This window comes from Caulobacter flavus (assembly GCF_003722335.1).
Taxonomy (GTDB): Bacteria; Pseudomonadota; Alphaproteobacteria; order Caulobacterales; family Caulobacteraceae; genus Caulobacter; species Caulobacter flavus.
This window is the reverse complement of record NZ_CP026100.1, coordinates 3,203,556-3,220,300: the sequence shown is the minus strand read 5'-3', so window position 1 is coordinate 3,220,300 and position 16,745 is coordinate 3,203,556. Positions and strand designations below refer to the sequence as shown.

Genomic DNA, 16,745 nt, shown 5'->3' with positions numbered 1-16,745 from the left:
AGGAGGCCGTCATGGCCAGCGCTCAAGCCGTCCCCGCGCGGGCGGCCTCCGAACCCGCGCCGCTCAGCGGGCCGGCGATGATCTTTGCCGGCCTGATCCTGGCCGCCGCCAACTTCCTGGTGGTGCTAGACACCACCATCGCCAACGTCTCGGTGTCCAACATCGCCGGCGCGCTGGGCGTCTCGCCCAGCCAGGGCACCTGGGTCATCACCTCCTACGCCGTGGCCGAGGCCGTGGTCGTGCCGCTGACCGGCTGGCTGTCGGCCCGCTTCGGCGCGGTGCGGGTGTTCGTCTTCGGCATGATCGGGTTCGGGATCTTCTCGTTCCTGTGCGGCCTGGCGCCGTCGCTGGGCCTGCTGGTGCTGTTCCGCATCCTGCAGGGCGCCTGCGGCGGGCCGCTGATGCCGCTGTCGCAGACCCTGCTGCTGCGCGTCTTCCCCAAGGAGAAGGCCGCCGCGGCCACAGGCCTGTGGGCCATGACCACCCTGATCGCCCCGATCCTCGGGCCGATCCTGGGCGGCGCGCTGTGCGACAGCGTCGGCTGGGCCTTCATCTTCTGGATCAACGTGCCGATCGCCATCGCCTGCGCCTGGTTCGCCTGGAACCTGCTGAAGGGCCACGAGACGCCTCTTGCCCGCGCGAAGGTCGACCTGGTGGGCCTTGGCCTGCTGGTCGTCTGGGTCGGCGCGCTGCAGATCATGCTGGACCTGGGCAAGGAGCACGACTGGTTCGCCTCGCCGATGATCATCGGCCTGGCCATCGTCGCGGCCGTCGGCTTCGTCGCCTTCCTGATCTGGGAGCTGACCGAGGAGAACCCGATCGTCGACCTGCGGGTCTTCCGACACCGGGGCTACACCGCGGCGGTCATAACCCTCAGCGTGGCCTTCGGGGCGTTCTTCGGCATCAATGTGCTCAACCCGCTCTGGCTGCAGCAGAACATGGGCTACACGGCCACCTGGGCCGGCTACGTCTCGGCCCTGCTGGGCGTCACCGCCGTCATGGTCGCGCCGATCGCCGCTGGCATGTCGGCCAAGTTCGACGCCCGCAGGCTGGTGTTCCTGGGCCTGATGTGGATGGCGGTGATGACCTTCTTCCGCGCGCAGGCCAACCAGCAGATGGGCTATTTCGACATCGCCCACTGGCTGCTGTTCCAGGGCTTCGGCATGCCGTTCTTCTTCGTGCCGGTGACCGCCCTGGCGCTCGCCAGCGTCAGGGTCGAGGAGACCGCCAGCGCCGCCGGCCTGATGAACTTCTGCCGCACGCTGTCGGGGGCCTTCGCGACCTCGGTGGTGACCACGGTCTGGGCCGACGGCGCCAGCCGCAACCACAACGAGCTGTCGGGCGTGCTGAACGGCGCGCAGGGCACGATGGACCAGCTGAAGGGCTTGGGGATGAGCGCCGATCAGGCGCGCGGCACGCTGGACAACATGGTCCAGAGCCAGGGCGTGATGCTGGCCACCAACCAGGTGTTCATGGCCATGGCCGTGCTGTTCATGGTGGCCGCGACCATCGTCTGGCTGGCCCCCAAGCCGACCCGCGTGGCCGACACCTCGGCGGCGCACTGAGGCGTCTCCACAACACCCGTCATTCCCGCCTTGCGGCGGGAATGACGGGAAGGAAAATCGGCCCCTAAGGCGCCACCGCCGCCTTCACCACCGCGCCGAAGCGGTCCAGGGGGCAGTCCAGGCTCGCCTCGCTGCAGCGGGGCACGAAGATCGGCGAACTGGCCGGCGGCGCGGCCAGGGTCAGCGCTTTCTTCTCCCGCAACTGCGACAGGGTCTGCACCGTGTAGCGGGCGCGGATCACCCGCGCGCCGTCGTCGCGCTTCCAGCGCTCGAACACCAGCGCCCCGCCCGGCGCGATCTGGCCCGGCTGGTAGCCCGGCGCGGTCCAGTCCAGCCCCAGCAGCCCGCCCAGCATGGCCAGGGTGCCGTCGTGGCCGACGATCATCACCATCTTCGCGTCCTTGCCGCCGACGGCGTCGGGACCGTCGTCCAGGGTCGCCAGCACCCGCGTCGCCAGATGCGAGGCGCCGATCCTGGCCACCTCGGGCGTGCGCAGGCGCAGGTCGAACTCGGCCTGGTGCAGCGGGAAGACCCGCAACAGCGAGGCCTCGCCCAGTCCCTTCCAGCCCAGGCTCGCGAAGTCCTGGCCGTCGGCCCAGGCCATCAGCAGGCTTTCGGTGACGCCCGAGGCGAAGGCTTCCGGACCCTCGATCCCCACCGTGGCGTCGGCTTCGGCCGAGAAGCCGGGCTTGGCGTCGAAGATCCGGCGCTTGCCGGGCGCCGCCGGGCAAGGCGCGGCGTCGCACTGCATCAGCAGTTCGTCCAGGCTGTCGACGGCGTCGCGGTGAGCCGCGCTCCAGGCGGCGAGATCGCCGCCCACCCGGCCGGACACGGCGGCGCGGGCCTTGGCGACGTCGGCCTTCACGACGCCAGCGGTGACGGGCTCGAACATCGGGTCGACCTTGCCCTCGCCCACGTTGTGGACCTCGACCGCGCAGCCTGGCGACAGGCCCTGCCCCAGCGCCTTGGCCGTGGCGATCGTGCGCTGGGTGACGTTGGCCCAGTAGTAGACCTGCCCGCAGCCGGCGCCCGCCAGCAGGCCCTGCTTCTCGTAGAGCGCCCGGTAGTAGCCGCCGAACAGCGTGGACAGTTCGGCGCCGTTGGCCGTCAGGTGGCCGGCCGGAACCGAGAAGCGCGGCCAGGGCCGGGCGGTGGCCGTCTCCAGCCGTTCGGGACTCGACATGGCGGCGCGGACGCCGTGGCGCGTGACGACCACCACCTTCTCCAGAGTGTCGGCGGCGGCGGGCGTAGTGGAAAGAACGGCCAGGGCGGCGAGCGCCAGGCGGGCGAAGAGGCGCATGGGCGAGAGCTCCTTGCGAAAGAAAAGAGGCCCGCGCGGGTTGAGCGCGCGGGCCAGTTCAAGGGGACTTCAGAAGGGACCGCGGCCTAGAACTTGGCGCGCAGGCCAAAGCTCACGGTGCGGCCGTAGTGGGTGTAGCCGCCGAACCAGCCGCCCTTCACGAACTGCCACTGGGCGGCGTCGGTCAGGTTCTGGCCTTCGAGGGCCGCGGTGATGTTGTCGGTGATCTTGTAGCTGACGCTGGCGTCCAGCGAGCCGAAGGCCTTGTCGTTCAGGGCCGACAGGCCCGCGCCGCCGACGTCCTGCAGCACGTCATCCACCCAGCTGTAGCTGGCGCGGGCGGCGATGCGGTCCTTCTCGTAGAAACCGGTGACGTTGAAGCTGTTCTTGGCCACGTTGACCATCTCGTCCTTCAGCGTCGGCGAGTAGGTCGCCTCGGTGTCGGTGTAGGTGTAGTTGGCAAGGAAGCCGAGGCCGTCGAACGGCGCGGGCAGGTTCTTGAACAGGTGCTGGTAGGCCAGCTCGACGCCCTTGATGCTGGCCTCCCCGCCGTTGGTCGGCGAGGTCAGGCGGTAGGTCTGGCCGTCGACCACGATGTTGGTCATCTGGCTGTAAACGAAGGTGGTGATGTCCTTGTAGAAGGCGCCGGCCACGATCGCGCTGCCCGGGGCGAAGTACCATTCCAGCGTGGCGTCGTACTGCCAGGCCTCGAACGGCTGCAGCTGCGGATTGCCGCCCACCGCCGTCAGCACCGTGCCCGACGAGTTCAGCGTCAGGCGCGGGGCGAGATCGGCCAGCGACGGACGGGTGATCACCTTGGCCGCGGCGAAGCGGGCCTGCAGGGTGTCGGTGATGTCCATGGCGAAGTTCGCCGTCGGCAGGACGTCGGTATAGGTCTTCTCGTAGCGCACCGGGACCGCGGCGCTGCCGTTGTCGGCGTGGCCGGCCGAGACCTGCTTGGTCTGGGCGACGCGGACGCCCAGCTGGCCGCGTAGCGGACGGCCGAACAGCTGCGTGTCCATGTCGGTCAGGCCGTAGCCGGCCAGGATCTCTTCCGACACGAAGTAGGAGTTGCGCTGGTCGGCGCGGGCCGTGCCCTTCTGGGTCTTGTCGGCCAGGGCCCAGAACTTCTCGGGATTGGGCATCACCCAGGTGCGCGGCAGGGCGCCGCCCACCTCGCCGAGGAAGTCGTCGGCCGGAAAGGTCTCGAAGTAGCTGGCGTCGAAGTACTTGCCGGCCAGGTTGGTGGTGAAGTTGATGTCGGCGCGATTGTAGGTGCGCTCACGCTCGCGGAACTTCACGCCGAAGGCCACGCGGGTGAACGGCCCCAGCGCGACGGGGCGCTCGGCGTCGGCCTGGATGGCCTTTTCCAGGTCGAGCGAGTCGTTGGTGCGCCATTCGATGCGGCGGAACGGCAGCAGCGAGGGGTTCGACAGGTTGCCCGTGGCCAGGGTGACGCTGGGCAGGACGTCGTCGTCGGCCTTGGTCATGTTGAAGGAGGTCTGGCCGATGGCGCCCAGCAGGCGCGTGCGGGTGATCGGCTTGGAGGTCTCCGAATAGGCGCGCGCATAGGCCGCGTCGCCCGAGAAGGTCCATTCGCCGATCCGCTGCTTGCCGTTGATGGCCAGCATCAGGTTGTCGTGGGCCAGGTCGCTGACCTCGCGGCCGATCTGGCTGGTCGAGGTGACCGTGCCGCCGACCAGCGTGCCGTCGCGCACCACCGCCGAGCCAGGAACCAGGGTCGAGACCGTCTGGTCGACCGAATAGGTCAGCTCGTCGTAGTGGTCGTCCAGGTGAGTGTAGCTGGCGTCGAAGGTGATCTCGGTGGCGTCGGTCGGACGGTACTGGGCCGAGAACACAAGGCCCTTGCGCTCGCGGTCCTCGCGCTCGAGGGTCGGGCGGATGGCGGTCGGATAGAGGTTGATCCCCTGGGCCGCCAGGCTCTTGCCCAGGGTGGTCGAGGTGTCGGTGTAGCTCCAGCTGACGCCGGTGACGCGGTCCTGGCGCAGGGTGCGCTGGTCGTAGACGAGCGCCAGCAGCGCGCCGAAGCTCTTGTCTTCGTTGACCCAGCTGAGCAGGCCCGACACGCGCGGGTCGGTGGCGCCGGCCAGCTGCGGATGGCTGGCGGTGGCCGAGGCGGCGATGGTGTTCTTGCCCAGGGTCAGGGGGCGAAAGGTCTTGATGTCGACCACGCCGCCGATGGCGCCTTCGTCCAGCGAGGCCAGCGGGGTCTTGCCGACCTCGACGCCGGCGACCAGTTCGGACGGCAGGGTGTCGAAGCGGAACTGGCGCCCGCTCTGGCCGCTGTCGCGCATGTTCTCGTTCACCGCGGCGCTGCGGCCGTTGAGCGTGACGATCTGGAAGTTGGGGCCCAGGCCGCGCACGCGGACGAACAGGCCCTCGCCCCGGTCGCGGGTGATGGCCACGCCCGGCACGCGCTGCAGGGCCTCGGCGATGTTGTTGGACGGGAACTTGCCGATGTCCTCGGCCGAGATGGCGTCGACGACGTTGGCGGCCTTGCGCTTGTCGGCCAACGCCCGGGCCAGCGAGTTGGCGAAGCCGCCGGTGACGACGATCTCCTCGACGGTGGCGGCCTCGTCGGCGGCCAGTTCGGCGGCGGCGACCGGGGCGGCGGCCTCGGCGCGGCGGGCGGCCGGGGCGGTCGAGATCTTCTGGGCGGCCGGGCGCAGGACGGCCGCGCCGCCGTTGCGCACGAAGGTCAGGCCCGTGCCGCGCAGCAGCTGGTTCAGCCCCTGCTCGGCGTCGACCTCGCCGCGCACGCCCGGCGTGCGCTTGCCCGCCAGCAGGGCCGGATCGGCCAGCACCTGCAGGCCGGTGGCGCGCGAGAAGGCCGGCAGGGCCGTGGCCAGGTCGCCGGCCGGAATGGCCAGGGCCGGCTTGGGCGCCGGAGCGGCCATCGCCGTCGTCGCCGACATCAGGACGGCGGCCGAGGCCGTGCTCCACAGGGTCCAGGTCTTGAAGGTCATCGTACTATCCCCGAATGCGCGGCGTCAGGCCGGCTTCGGCGGGGAAGACGTCGCCGCCCCGTCTTTCAGGACAGGGAATTTTGTGAAGTTTCGGCGACGGCCGGCGCCGCTCACCGGCTGATCACCAGTCCGCCCTGCCCCTCGCGCACCTCGAAGCCGTGAACCAAGGCGAGGTTGCGGACGAGGGCCGCCGGCTCGTCGAGGCGGAAGCGACCGGCCACGCGCTGACGGGCGAGATCAGCGTCGGCGATGACGATGCGGCGGGCCGAGGCGCGGTTCAGCCGTTCGACCAGCCGCCCCAGCGTGACGCCGTCGGTCTCCAGCCAGCCCGAGCGCCAGTCGTCGGCGGCGGGATCGAAGGCGCCCACCTTCGACAGCCGCCCTTCCGTCGCGAAGGCCCGCTGGCCGACGGTCAGGTCGGCCGTCCGGCGGATCAGGCCGTCGGGCGCCAGGCGCACGCGGCCGCGATGCACCGACAGCTCCAGTCGCTCGGGGCCGCGTTCGTCGCTGAGCTCCAGGTCGAAGGCCGTGCCCAGCACCCGGGCCGAGCCGGCGACGGTTCTGACGGTGAACGGCCGGGCTTCGTCGTGCGCGACGTCGAAGAACGCCTCGCCCCGGCTGAGCGCCACTTCGCGACGCCCCGCCCCCAGTCGCACCTCCAGTCGGGTGTCACCGTCGAGCATGACCTTGGTGCCGTCCTGCAGGACGACGGCGCGGTGCTCGCCGCGCGCCGTCTCGAACGCCGTCGGCGCCACGGTCATCAGCTGGAGCTGGGGCCAGGCCAGCGCCACGGCGAGGCCGCAGGCCAGCACGCCGCCGGCCAGGGCGGCGATCGGTCCGGCCCGGCCGCGCGTGGCCGAGCGGCGCTGCTCGCTGAGCTTCATGGCCTCGGTCAGCGCCGAGTCCTGGTTGACGCCCCAGACCTGGTCGAAGGCCTCGGCGTTGGCCGGATCGTCCGACTTCCAGGCCTCGAAGCCGGCCTCGTCGTGGAAGGCCGGATCCATGCGGCGGGCGGCCCAGAGGGCGGCGGTGCGGCGGGCGCGGCTCATCGGCGGCCTCCGACGACACGGCGCTCGGCCTTGGTCATCTCGCGGTGCAGCTGCTCCAGCGCCCGCACCACGTGCTTCTCGACGGCCGCCTCGTTCATGGCCAGGGCGTCGGCGATCTCCCGCGTCGACTGACCATGAAGCCGTCGACGGATGAACACGTCGCGGCGCAGCGGCGGCATGGCGTCCAGCACCTTGCCGAACACCTCGACCTTCTGGCGATGCATGAGGATCTGCTCCGGCGCCGGGGCTTGGCAGGGGATTTCCTCGTCCAGCATCTCGGTCGGCCGCCGCTTGCGGCTGCGGAAATGATCGCGGACGAGGTTGAGGGCGATGCGATAGCCGAGCGCCGCCCGGTCGGCGACGGTGCGCGCCTTCTCGTAGGTCAGCAGGCGCGCGAAGGTTTCCTGCACCAGGTCGTCGGCGGCGGCCGGATCACGGGTGCGGCGAACGATGAAGTGATAGAGCTCGTCGCGCTGGGCGCGCAGGGACGCCAGGTCGGTCATGACGCGACGGGAGGCGCGGCACGGCGCGCCGGCGCGGAAGAAGCGGCCTTGGGGAGCATGGGGCGGCGGCTACCACGGCTTCGTGACAGTTCTTCCGCCGCCCCTTCAGGTCACAGGATGCAGGCGGGTCACCAGATGAACGTGCCCGCCGACCGCGCCGGTAGCCTGCCCCGCAGGCGCCGGTCGCCGTCGACGATGGCGAAGTCCCTGTCCTGCGCGGTCTGGTTCAGGACGATCAGCGCCCGGCCGCCGTCGGGATTGACGAAGGCGACGGTCTTGAGACCCGCCACCTCGGCCGGCGAGCCGACCCGCACCGCGCCTGGCCGCACGAAGCGGCTGGCATGGCCGAAGGCGTAGTATTCCTGGTTCCGCTCGACCGCGCCGGTGGCCTGGTCGATGGTCACCACGCCCCGGCAGTCGCCGCAGCCGCCGGCGTGGGGGCCGTACTTCTCGTCGAGCGCCAGGTTCCACATCAGCACGCCCCGGGCGCCGCCGCGGGTGGAGCCGACGATCAGCTTGTCCATCATCCAAAGGAAGCTCTCGTCGAACTTGGCCGCCCACTGGCCGCCCGAGCATTCGGTGAAGAACACGTCCTTGTCGGGATGGGCCTTGCGCACCTCGTCCTGGGCGGTGACGTCGCCGGCGTAGCAGTGCCAGGCCACGCCCGAGACGAAGGCTTTGGCCTTGGCGTCGGCCAGCACGGCCAGCGGCTGCTGCGGCTGGTCCCAGTTGTGGTCCCAGTCCAGCACCTTGGTCGCGATCCGCTCGCGGGCGAAGACCGGGCCGAGATTCCGGCCGAAGAACCGCGCCCGGTCGACGGCCGGCCAGCGCATGCCCGGATAGTTCTCGGGCTCGAAGTCCGGCTCGTTCTGGATGCTGAGATAGTCGGTCGGCACGCCCTGGGCCTTGGCGGCCTTCACGTATCTGGCGAAGAACTCGGCATAGGCCGGATAGGCGTCGGGCTTCAGCTGGCCCTTCACCAGCGAGCCGGTGGTCTTCATCCAGGCCGGCGCGCTCCAGGGCGAGGCCATGACCTTCAGGTCCGGATTGATCTTCAGCGCCGCGCGCACGGTCGGGAACACGTACTGCTCCGGCCGCGCCGTCGAGAAGTGCGCAAGCTCCGGGTCGGCCGCCCCGCCCGGCGCGTCGTCCAGGCTGTAGTGGTCGAGCGAGAAGTCCGAGGCGCCGATGGTCACGCGGGTAAAGCTGAAGCCGAGACCGCCCTCCCCGCGCCCGAACAGTTCCGACAGCAAAGCCTGGCGCTGGGCCGGCGACAGCCTGGTCTGGATCAGCCAGGCCGAGGCGTCGGTGATCGAGGCGCCGAAGCCGACGATCGACTGGTCGCGCTGGGCGACATCGACGGCGACGACGGGCAGGTCCGCGCCCTCGGCCGCCGCCAGGGCGGAGAGCGGAGCCTGCTCGGCCAGCAACTGGCTCTTGTCGCCCGTGGTCACCCAGGCGCGGGCCGCGCGCTCGGGCGCCTGGGGAATGCTGGCGCAGCCCCCCAGGGCCAGGACGGCGGCCGTCGAGATCAGGGCCAGACGCATCACGGCTTGCGGCTCCAGGCCTTCAGCTTGGCCGACCCGGTCAGGGCCGGATCGCCCGCATGGGCGCCGACGTAGAGCGGATACGAACCGGCCGGCAGGGTCCAGCCCGGCTTGGCCGTGTCGTAGTCGGCCAGCACGCGCGGATCGACGCTGAGGGTCACCCGGCGAGTCTCGCCCGGCTGCAGGTCGACCTTCTGGAAGCCTGCCAGGCGCACCATCGGCTTGCGCTTGCCGGCGGTGACGTAGAGCTGCGGGGCGTCGGCGCCGGCGACCTTGCCTGTGTTGGTGACGTCGAAGCTGACCTTCAGCGTATCACCGTCCTCGACCTTGAGGTTCTCGTAGCCGAAGGTCGTGTACGACAGGCCATAGCCGAACGGATACAGCGGCGGCAGCTTCTGCTGGGCGAACCAGCGGTAGCCGACGGCCGCGCCCTCGCGGTACTCGACCGGGAAGCCCTTGATCGGCCCGGCTTCCTTGCCGGCCCGGCGGGCGTCGTCGATGGCGGACTGCTCGGCGTAGCCGGGGGCGGAAGCGCGGGGCGCCTGGTCCTCGGTCTTGGGGAAGGTCATCGGCAGGCGGCCCGACGGATTGACCGCCCCGCTGAGGATGCCGGCGATGGCCTCGCCGCCCCGCTGGCCCGGATACCAGGCCTGCAGCACGCCGCCGACCCGGTCCAGCCACGGCATCAGCACCGGGCCGCCGGTCTCCAGCACCACCAGCGAATTCCTGTTGGCGCCGGCCACGGCGTCGATCAGGGCGTCCTGGTTCTCGGGCAAGGCGATCGAAGGCGCGTCCTGCGCCTCGGTCTGCCAGTGCCAGGCGAAGACGATGGCGAGGTCGGCGTCGCGCGCGGCGGCCGCCGCGGCGGCCGGGTCCTTGCCGTCGACATAGGTCACCTCGGCGTTCGGATAGGCCGCCTTGATCGCCCGCAGCGGCGAGGAGGCGTGCCAGGTGACGCGGACGAACGAGGCCGCCTCGCCGCCGTTCAGCGGGATCTCGACCGGCGCGCCGCCGACCGAACGCACCTGCGAGGAACCGCCGCCCGACAGCACGCCGACGTCGGCATGGGCGCCGACCAGCACGATCTTCTTCGCGCTCTTGGCCAGCGGCAGCAAGCCCCGGTCGTTCTTCAGCAGCACCGCGCCGCGCTCGGCCAGGGACTGGGCGACCTTGGCGTTGGCCGCGTAGTCGATCGGCTGGGCGCTGGCCGGTGTTGGGTTGTCGATCAGGCCGGTGGCGATGACGCCGTAGAGGATGCGGCGGACCATGTCGTCCACGCGAGCCTGGCTGACCTCGCCCTTGGCCACGGCGGCCTTCAGGTCGTCGCCGAAGTAGATCTGCTTGTCGAGTTCCTGGCCCGACTGCTGGTCCAGGCCCGCCAGAGCGGCCTTGGTGGTGCTGTGCACCGCGCCCCAGTCCGACATCACCCAGCCCGGATAGTTCCAGTCGCGCTTGAGCACCTTGTTGAGCAGGAAGTCGTTCTCGCAGCCCCAGTCGCCGTTGATCTTGTTGTAGGCGCACATCACCGAGGCCGGCTGGCCCTTCTCGATGGCGATCTGGAAGGCCAGCAGGTCGCTTTCCCGCAGGTCGGCCTCGCCGATGCGGGCGTCCATCACGTGGCGGCCGGTCTCCTGCGCGTTGATGGCGAAGTGCTTGATGGTCGAGACGATGTGGTTGCTCTGAACGCCGCGGATCGACGCCCCGGCCATCTCGCCGGCCAGCAGCGGATCCTCGCCCAGATATTCGAAGTTACGGCCGGCCCAGGGATCGCGGGTCAGGTTGACGCCGCCGGCCAGCAGCACGTTGAAGGTCTTGGCGCGGGCTTCGGCGCCGATCATCGCGCCGGACTCGTAGGCCAGTTTCGGCTCGAAGGTGGCGGCCAGGGCCAGGCCCGACGGCAGGGCCGTGGCGGTGTCGCCCTTGCGCTGCTCGACCTGGTTGGCGACGCCCAGGCTGGCGTCGCTTTCGCGCAGGGTCGGGATCTTCAGGCGCGGCACGCCCGGCACGTAGCCGGCCGAGGGGATCATGTCGGCCGGGGCCGGCTTGGTGTTGGGCGGGAAGAGACCGTGCAGATAGGTGATCTTCTCGTCGAGCGTCATCTGCTTCACCAGCGCGTCGGCGCGCGCCCAGACCGGGTCGCCGGCCCGCGCGGCCAGCGGCGCGCTGTCTTTCGCGGGCATGGTCTGGGCCAGACTCGCGGCCGGCAGCAGGGCCAGCAGCGCCACGGCGGCGGAGGTCCGGCGCAGGATCCGCAGGGCGGATGAAGGCTGGGCGGCGGTCGTCATGGGCTACTCCGTGTCGTCGGGATCGGGGGGCGCCGCAACCGGGCGCGAGGGGGCCGCGCCTCTTGCGAAGGCGGGCCGCATCGAAACGAAAAAAGCGCGGAGGGCCGGGGGAAGGGATCGGCCCTCCGCGAGCAGGGGTCAGAACTTGTAGTTCAGACCGAAGATGTACTGCCGGCCGTACTGGTCGTTGGTCTCGGGCAGCATGGTGCCGTCCGAGAGCACGCCCGTGCGGGTGCGGTAGGGACTGTTGTCGAGGTTGTTGACCTGGAACACGGCCGAAAGGCCCTGCAGCGGTCCGCTCTGGAACTCGTAGCCGATCTGGGCGTCGACCTGCTCGTCGGCCAGCACCTGGGTGAAGCCGCGATAGGCGAACAACTGCACCACCTCGCCGCGGAAAGCCGAGCGGTGGCGCTTGCTGATCCGGGCCGAGAAGCCCGCCCGCTCGTAGTAGCCGGTGACGTTGTAGACGTCGCCCGACAAGCCCGGCAGGGCGTTGCTCGAGCCCGGGCCGTCCGGCTGGATGTCGGTCTTGATGTGCGACATGCTGCCGACGAAGCCGAAGCCCTTCAGCCACGGCGTGATCAGGCCGAAGTCGACCGCGCCCGAGATCTCGTAGCCGTAGAGCTTGCCGCCCTCCCCGTTCTCCGGACGCGTCAGCAGGCCGATGTTGCTGATCGGCGTGACCGTGCCGGTGTTGGGCACGTTGGAGAAGTCGTAGTCGACCGACTTGTTGTAGATGTAGGTCTCCAGGTCCTTGTAGTAGCCGGCGACGGCCACGTAGGTCCCCGGCGCGAAGTACTTCTCGACCGACAGGTCGAAGGCCGTCGCCTTCCACGGCTTCAGGTACGGATTGCCGCCCGAGCCGCTCCAGCGGAAGGTCAGGGCGTCGACGCCGGCGGTGATGCTGGCGCGCATGTCGTCCAGGCGCGGACGGGCCGAGGTCTTGGCCACCCCAAAGCGGACATAGAGGTTCTCGACCGGCTCGGCCGTCAGGTTCAGGCTCGGCAGCAGCTCGTCGTAGGTGTCCTCGACAGTGACCAGGCTGGGGGCCTGGGCCGTGCCGCCGCTGACGGTGTAGCCCGTCGATTCCTGCTTGGTGGAGATGTACTGCAGGCCGATGTCGCCCTTGATCGGCAGCGCGCCGACATGGGTGTCGATCTTGGCCATCAGGTAGGCCGTGGTCAGGCGCTCCTGGATCTTCCAGTCCTTGTTGTAGTCGTCGGCGTTGCCGATCGGGACGATGTCGTAATAGACCGGCAGCGCCTTCTGCAGGTTGATCGCCAGCACCTGGTCGATGCCCGCGAACGACAGCGAGGCCGGCGCCAGCAGGTACTGCGAGGCCACGGTGGTCGGGGCGCGGCCGTTCTTCAGGAACAGGTCGTTGTCCGAGACCGTCTTGTCCTTCTTGCGGTCGGCGTAGTTGATCCCGGCCTGGATGCTGCTGAGGAAGCCGCCCAGGCGGGTCTCCGAGACGTCGTGGTCGATGCGGAAGTCGCCGGTGAACATCCGGTCCTCGACTTCGGGGAAGCGGATGGCGCCGTCGTGGCCCCAGCCGCCCCAGGCCGCCGGATCGCCCAGCTGCATGCGGCTCGCGTCGGCGTAGTCCAGGCCGGTCGTGTACTTGCCCACGCCGTTGAAGGTCAGGTCGTAGCCGATATTGTCGAAGGTGCGGATCGGGCCGTAGCCGGCGTAGGTCTCGAGGATCTGCTCGCGGCGCTCGACCTTCGAATAGCCGATGTCGGCGGTGTAGGTGGTCGCGCCCGAGACGTACGAGGTGTTCCAGCCCAGCGCGAACTGCTCGTCCTTGCGGGTGTTGCGGTCGTTACGGACGATCGGGGTGACGTTGGTCGCCGTGCCCGAGGTGTTGATCAGCGAATTGCCGACCTTGGTGAAGCCCGGGTTCAGGAACACCGTGGCGTCGGGCGTGCTGGGGCTGGAGAACCACTGCATGCCGCGGCGGACCTCCTTCTGGTCGAAGGTCGAGTAGAACAGGTCCAGCGTCGAGTGCAGCCTGTCGTTGGGGCGCCATTCCAGCACGCCCATGTAGCCGTCGCGCACCTGGTCGCGGTTGGTGGCGAAGATCTCCTGGCCGCCCAGGCTGTAGGCGCCGGCGTTGGCGCCGGTGAACTGGGCCGGCTGCTCCCAGTACCAGGCCTTGTACTGCTGGACCTGGGTGGGGCTGTCGAGGTGGGCGTAGCCGAGCGCCACGCCGATCGTGCCGTCGGCGAACTGGTCGATGTAGGAGGCGCTGAAGCGGTAGCCCGACTTCGAGCCGTCCGGATTGGCCTTGTCGAGGTCGCTGATCTCGCGGCGGGCGTTCAGCGTCATCACCCGGCCCTTCTGGTCCAGCGGACGGACGGTGCGCATGTCCACCGTGCCCGACAGGCCCTGGCCGATCAGGGCGGCGTTCGAGGTCTTGTAGACCACGACGCTGTTGAGCAGTTCGGACGGATATTGGTCGAACTCGGCGGCGCGGTTGTCGCCGGCGCTGACCTGCTGGCGGCCGTTCAGAAGGGTGGTCGAGAAGTCCGGCGACAGGCCGCGGATCGAGATCACCTGCACCCGGCCGTTGACGCGCTGGCCGGTCAGGCCCGGCAGACGCGCCAGGGACTCGGCGATCGACACGTCGGGCAGCTTGCCGATGTCCTCGGCCGACACGGCCTCGACCACGCCGACCTCGCGGCGCTTGATCTCGGCGGAAGCCTGCAGACTGCGGCGATAGCCGGTGACCACCACCTCGTCGACGGCGGTGTCGCCCTGCGGCGCGGCGGCGGCCTCCTGCGCCTGGGCCTGAACGGCGCCGGCCAGCAGGGCCAGCGCCCCGGCGGAAGCGCAGGCCGCGCGCTTGAAGGCGGCCGAATGGGCGTGATGGATCAAAGGACTCTCCCCTGCTGCGTCTCTTCCCTGGCCCTTCTCGCCCCGTCTCTTGCGGATTCGACGTCGAAAAGCCGCGCTTCCGCAAATTGGAAGCGCTTCCAACAAAGGCCGCAACGCGTCGGCCTTGTCAAGGGGATCGACGTTCGATCAGGGAGCGGAGGCGGCCGTGCCCCGTTCGACCACCGCGTGGTCGAGGCAGTCGAACTCCGGTTCGGCCTCTGCCCGGCCGCCCGTCAGACGGCTGGCCAGCAGGGCCACGGCGCGACGGCCCATGTCCTTCAGCGGCTGGTGCACGGTGGTCAGCGGCGGCCAGACGATCGCCGACACCGGCGTGTCGTCGAAGCCTGTCACCGAAAGGTCCTGGGGCACTTTCACGCCGCGGCCGTGGACCACCGAAAGCGCGCCGGCCGCCATGTCGTCGTTGGCGCAGACCAGGGCCGTCGGGTGCAGCGGATCGTCCAGCAGGCGCGGCGTCAGCTCCACCCCCGACCGGAAGGTGAAGTCGCCGCGCACCTGGATCAGGTCGGCCTGGCCGAGACCCGCTTCCGAGAGGGCCCGCATCAGGCCGTCCAGGCGCCGATCGGCCGACAAGTGGCCCTCGATCCCGCCCATGAAGGCGAATCGGCGATGGCCCAGGTCGATCAGCCGGCGGGCGATGTCGTAGCCGCCGGCCTCGTCGTCCATGCCGACGCCGTCGGCGAGGCCCCTGCCCGCCCCGCCCGGCGAGATCGACACCACCTTGCAGCCGCGCCGCAGCACTTCGGCGATCAGCGCCCCGTCGTCGGAATAGGGCGGCGTGAAGATCAGTCCCTCGCAGCGCTGGGTGGCGATCAGGTCGTAGACCTGCTGCTCGCGGTCGGCGCTCTGCAGCGGGATGTGGCGGGTGACCAGCTGGTAGCCCAGCTCCAGGCAGCCGCGCAGCGCGCCCAGCTCCAGGGCCGAGTGGTAGAACGAGTTGGGCTCGCTCTCGAGGTCGGAGGCGAACACCAGGCCCAGCAGACGGCTGCCGCCGCCGGCCAGCGACCGGGCCTGCGGATTGACCTTGTAGTCCAGCGCCTTGACGGCCTCCAGAACCCGCGCCCGCACCTCGTCGCGGACATTGGGGCCGTCGTTGAGCACCCGCGATACCGTCGTCCGCGCGACGCCCGAAAGGCGTGCGACGTCGTCGATGGTGGGCCGTCTTGCCGTCAATGAACTCTCCGAACCGAACGCGGGGCGACACGATGATGACGAACGCCCGGGCTGACAATAGCTCGACCGCAAGCTGTCCTGATCGCATAAACCACGGATGGATCAAGGCGGCCGCCCATTTCCCGTGTCCGGACCCGCAGCGGGGCGGTCGCGACTTTTCCTCGCGGGTTACGGCCTGGCCAACGCCGGGGCCTTCGTCTCCTTCATCCCGTTCCTGACCCTGCTGGCGCCGCTGAAGGCGGCCGAGGTGGCGCCGCACGCCCGCGACCTGACGCTGAGCCAGATCTCGATCGTCGGCGCGATCACCGCAGCTCTCGCCCACATCGCCTTCGGCGCGCTCAGCGACGCCACGCGCAGCCGCTTAGGCCGGCGGCGGCCCTGGATTCTCGGGGGCTGGGCCGCCACGGCTCTGGGCCTGGCGCTGGTCGGGCTGGCCCAGACCCCCTGGCAGATGCTGGGCGCTGTGGTTCTGCTGCAACTGGCGGTCAACGCCCTCTACGCGCCGCTGGCCGCGGTGCTGCCCGACCTGGTTCCCGACCACCAGAAGGGCGCGGCGGCGGCCTGGGCGGGCCTGGCCCTCCCCGCCTCCAAGCTGTTCACGGCGCTGGTCGTGGGCGCCCTGCTGGTCTCGGCGACGAGCCGCTACGCCGCGGTCGTGGCCGCGACGGCCCTGCTCGTCCTGCCCTTCGCCCTGACCTTGCGCGAACCGCCCGCGCCGGCCCGCGCGCCCCTCGCCTGGCCCAGCCTGCGGCTGACCGCCTTCCGGGACGGGCGGTTCCAGAGGGTGTTCGCCTCGCGCCTGCTGGTCGAGACCGCCGTGGCCCTGCACACGCTGTACCTGTTCTTCTACCTCAAGGATCGAGGCGACCTGGCCAGCCGCCTGCCCGGCGTGACGCCCGAGGCGGCCTTCGGCCTGCTGCTGACGGCCTCGACCCTGGGCATGCTGGCGGCCGGCGCGGCCAGCGGCCCGCTGTCCGATCGACTGGGGCGGCGGCCCATGGTCATCGCGGGCGCGGTGCTGATCGCCTGCGGCGTGGCGCTGCTGCTGCTGGTTCCGCAATGGCCCGGCCCGCTGGTCGCCCAGGTCGTCTTCGGGATCGGCCACGGCGTCTACTCGACCAGCAACCTGGCCCTCGTGGCCGAGGTGCTGCCCGACAGCGCCCGCAACGGCCGCGACCTGGGACTGATGAACGTAGCGGTGGCCGCTTCCCAGGCGCTGGGCCCTCTGCTCGGCATCGCCGTGGCGTCGTCCGGCGGCGACCTGCGCGGGGTGTTCGCCGCGGCCGTCCTGGCCGCCCTGGCCGGCGCGGGGGCCTTGCTGGCAAGGCGCTAGGCCCGATCGTCCGTACGCGATCGATCGCACTGGATGCGAATTCACCACGTGCAAGATTTCAGAACTTTACAAAGCCATACAACTCTGACACGAGTCCATCGCCACGCC

General features: G+C 70.3%; 10 protein-coding genes. 2 read left to right on the top strand and 8 right to left on the bottom strand.

Translation table 11 applies throughout. The features are described from left to right. The first annotated feature begins 11 nt into the window (after positions 1–11). Positions 12–1,565, top strand: coding sequence for a DHA2 family efflux MFS transporter permease subunit (locus tag C1707_RS14870; protein WP_101712090.1), 1,554 nt, complete (start codon positions 12–14; stop codon positions 1,563–1,565). Positions 1,566–1,629: 64 nt separating this feature from the next. Here the strand turns inward: C1707_RS14870 and C1707_RS14865 are convergent, their stop codons facing one another. The 8 genes from C1707_RS14865 to C1707_RS14830 form a co-directional block, all read right to left on the bottom strand. Further along, positions 1,630–2,865, bottom strand: coding sequence for a histidine-type phosphatase (locus tag C1707_RS14865; protein WP_101712089.1), 1,236 nt, complete (start codon positions 2,863–2,865; stop codon positions 1,630–1,632). Positions 2,866–2,951: 86 nt separating this feature from the next. Next, complete coding sequence (locus tag C1707_RS14860) at positions 2,952–5,852, bottom strand: TonB-dependent receptor (protein WP_101712088.1); 2,901 nt, start codon at positions 5,850–5,852, stop codon at positions 2,952–2,954. 110 nt (positions 5,853–5,962) lie between these two features. Continuing rightward, positions 5,963–6,901, bottom strand: coding sequence for a FecR family protein (locus C1707_RS14855; RefSeq protein ID WP_101712087.1), 939 nt, complete (start codon positions 6,899–6,901; stop codon positions 5,963–5,965). Then, complete coding sequence (locus tag C1707_RS14850) at positions 6,898–7,404, bottom strand: RNA polymerase sigma factor (protein ID WP_101712086.1); 507 nt, start codon at positions 7,402–7,404, stop codon at positions 6,898–6,900. The genes C1707_RS14855 and C1707_RS14850 overlap by 4 nt, the downstream gene beginning before the upstream one ends. Positions 7,405–7,532: 128 nt before the next feature. After that, entirely contained in the window at positions 7,533–8,951 is a 1,419-nt protein-coding gene (locus C1707_RS14845) for a glycoside hydrolase family 30 protein (RefSeq protein ID WP_101712085.1), read from the bottom strand. Further along, entirely contained in the window at positions 8,951–11,236 is a 2,286-nt protein-coding gene (locus C1707_RS14840; protein ID WP_101712084.1) for a beta-glucosidase, read from the bottom strand. The genes C1707_RS14845 and C1707_RS14840 overlap by 1 nt, the downstream gene beginning before the upstream one ends. A gap of 138 nt (positions 11,237–11,374) precedes the next feature. Beyond that, the gene (locus C1707_RS14835) at positions 11,375–14,113 is read right to left on the bottom strand and encodes a TonB-dependent receptor (protein WP_101712083.1); all 2,739 of its coding nucleotides are present in this window, start codon (positions 14,111–14,113) and stop codon (positions 11,375–11,377) included. 147 nt (positions 14,114–14,260) lie between these two features. Continuing rightward, a complete protein-coding gene (locus C1707_RS14830; protein ID WP_101712082.1) occupies positions 14,261–15,304 on the bottom strand; it encodes a LacI family DNA-binding transcriptional regulator in 1,044 nt (347 codons plus the stop codon). A 124-nt stretch (positions 15,305–15,428) separates the two neighbouring features. On the opposite strand from C1707_RS14830, the gene C1707_RS14825 reads away from it, so the two are divergent. Further along, positions 15,429–16,637, top strand: coding sequence for an MFS transporter (locus C1707_RS14825; protein ID WP_164467356.1), 1,209 nt, complete (start codon positions 15,429–15,431; stop codon positions 16,635–16,637). The last annotated feature ends 108 nt before the right edge of the window (positions 16,638–16,745 follow it).

Coding starts and splice junctions, on each gene's coding strand:
- C1707_RS14870 (WP_101712090.1), top strand. CDS start 12: ATGGCCAGCGCTCAAGCCGTCCCCGCGCGGGCGGCCTCCGAACCCGCG.
- C1707_RS14865 (WP_101712089.1), bottom strand. CDS start 2,865: ATGCGCCTCTTCGCCCGCCTGGCGCTCGCCGCCCTGGCCGTTCTTTCC.
- C1707_RS14860 (WP_101712088.1), bottom strand. CDS start 5,852: ATGACCTTCAAGACCTGGACCCTGTGGAGCACGGCCTCGGCCGCCGTC.
- C1707_RS14855 (WP_101712087.1), bottom strand. CDS start 6,901: ATGAGCCGCGCCCGCCGCACCGCCGCCCTCTGGGCCGCCCGCCGCATG.
- C1707_RS14850 (WP_101712086.1), bottom strand. CDS start 7,404: ATGACCGACCTGGCGTCCCTGCGCGCCCAGCGCGACGAGCTCTATCAC.
- C1707_RS14845 (WP_101712085.1), bottom strand. CDS start 8,951: ATGCGTCTGGCCCTGATCTCGACGGCCGCCGTCCTGGCCCTGGGGGGC.
- C1707_RS14840 (WP_101712084.1), bottom strand. CDS start 11,236: ATGACGACCGCCGCCCAGCCTTCATCCGCCCTGCGGATCCTGCGCCGG.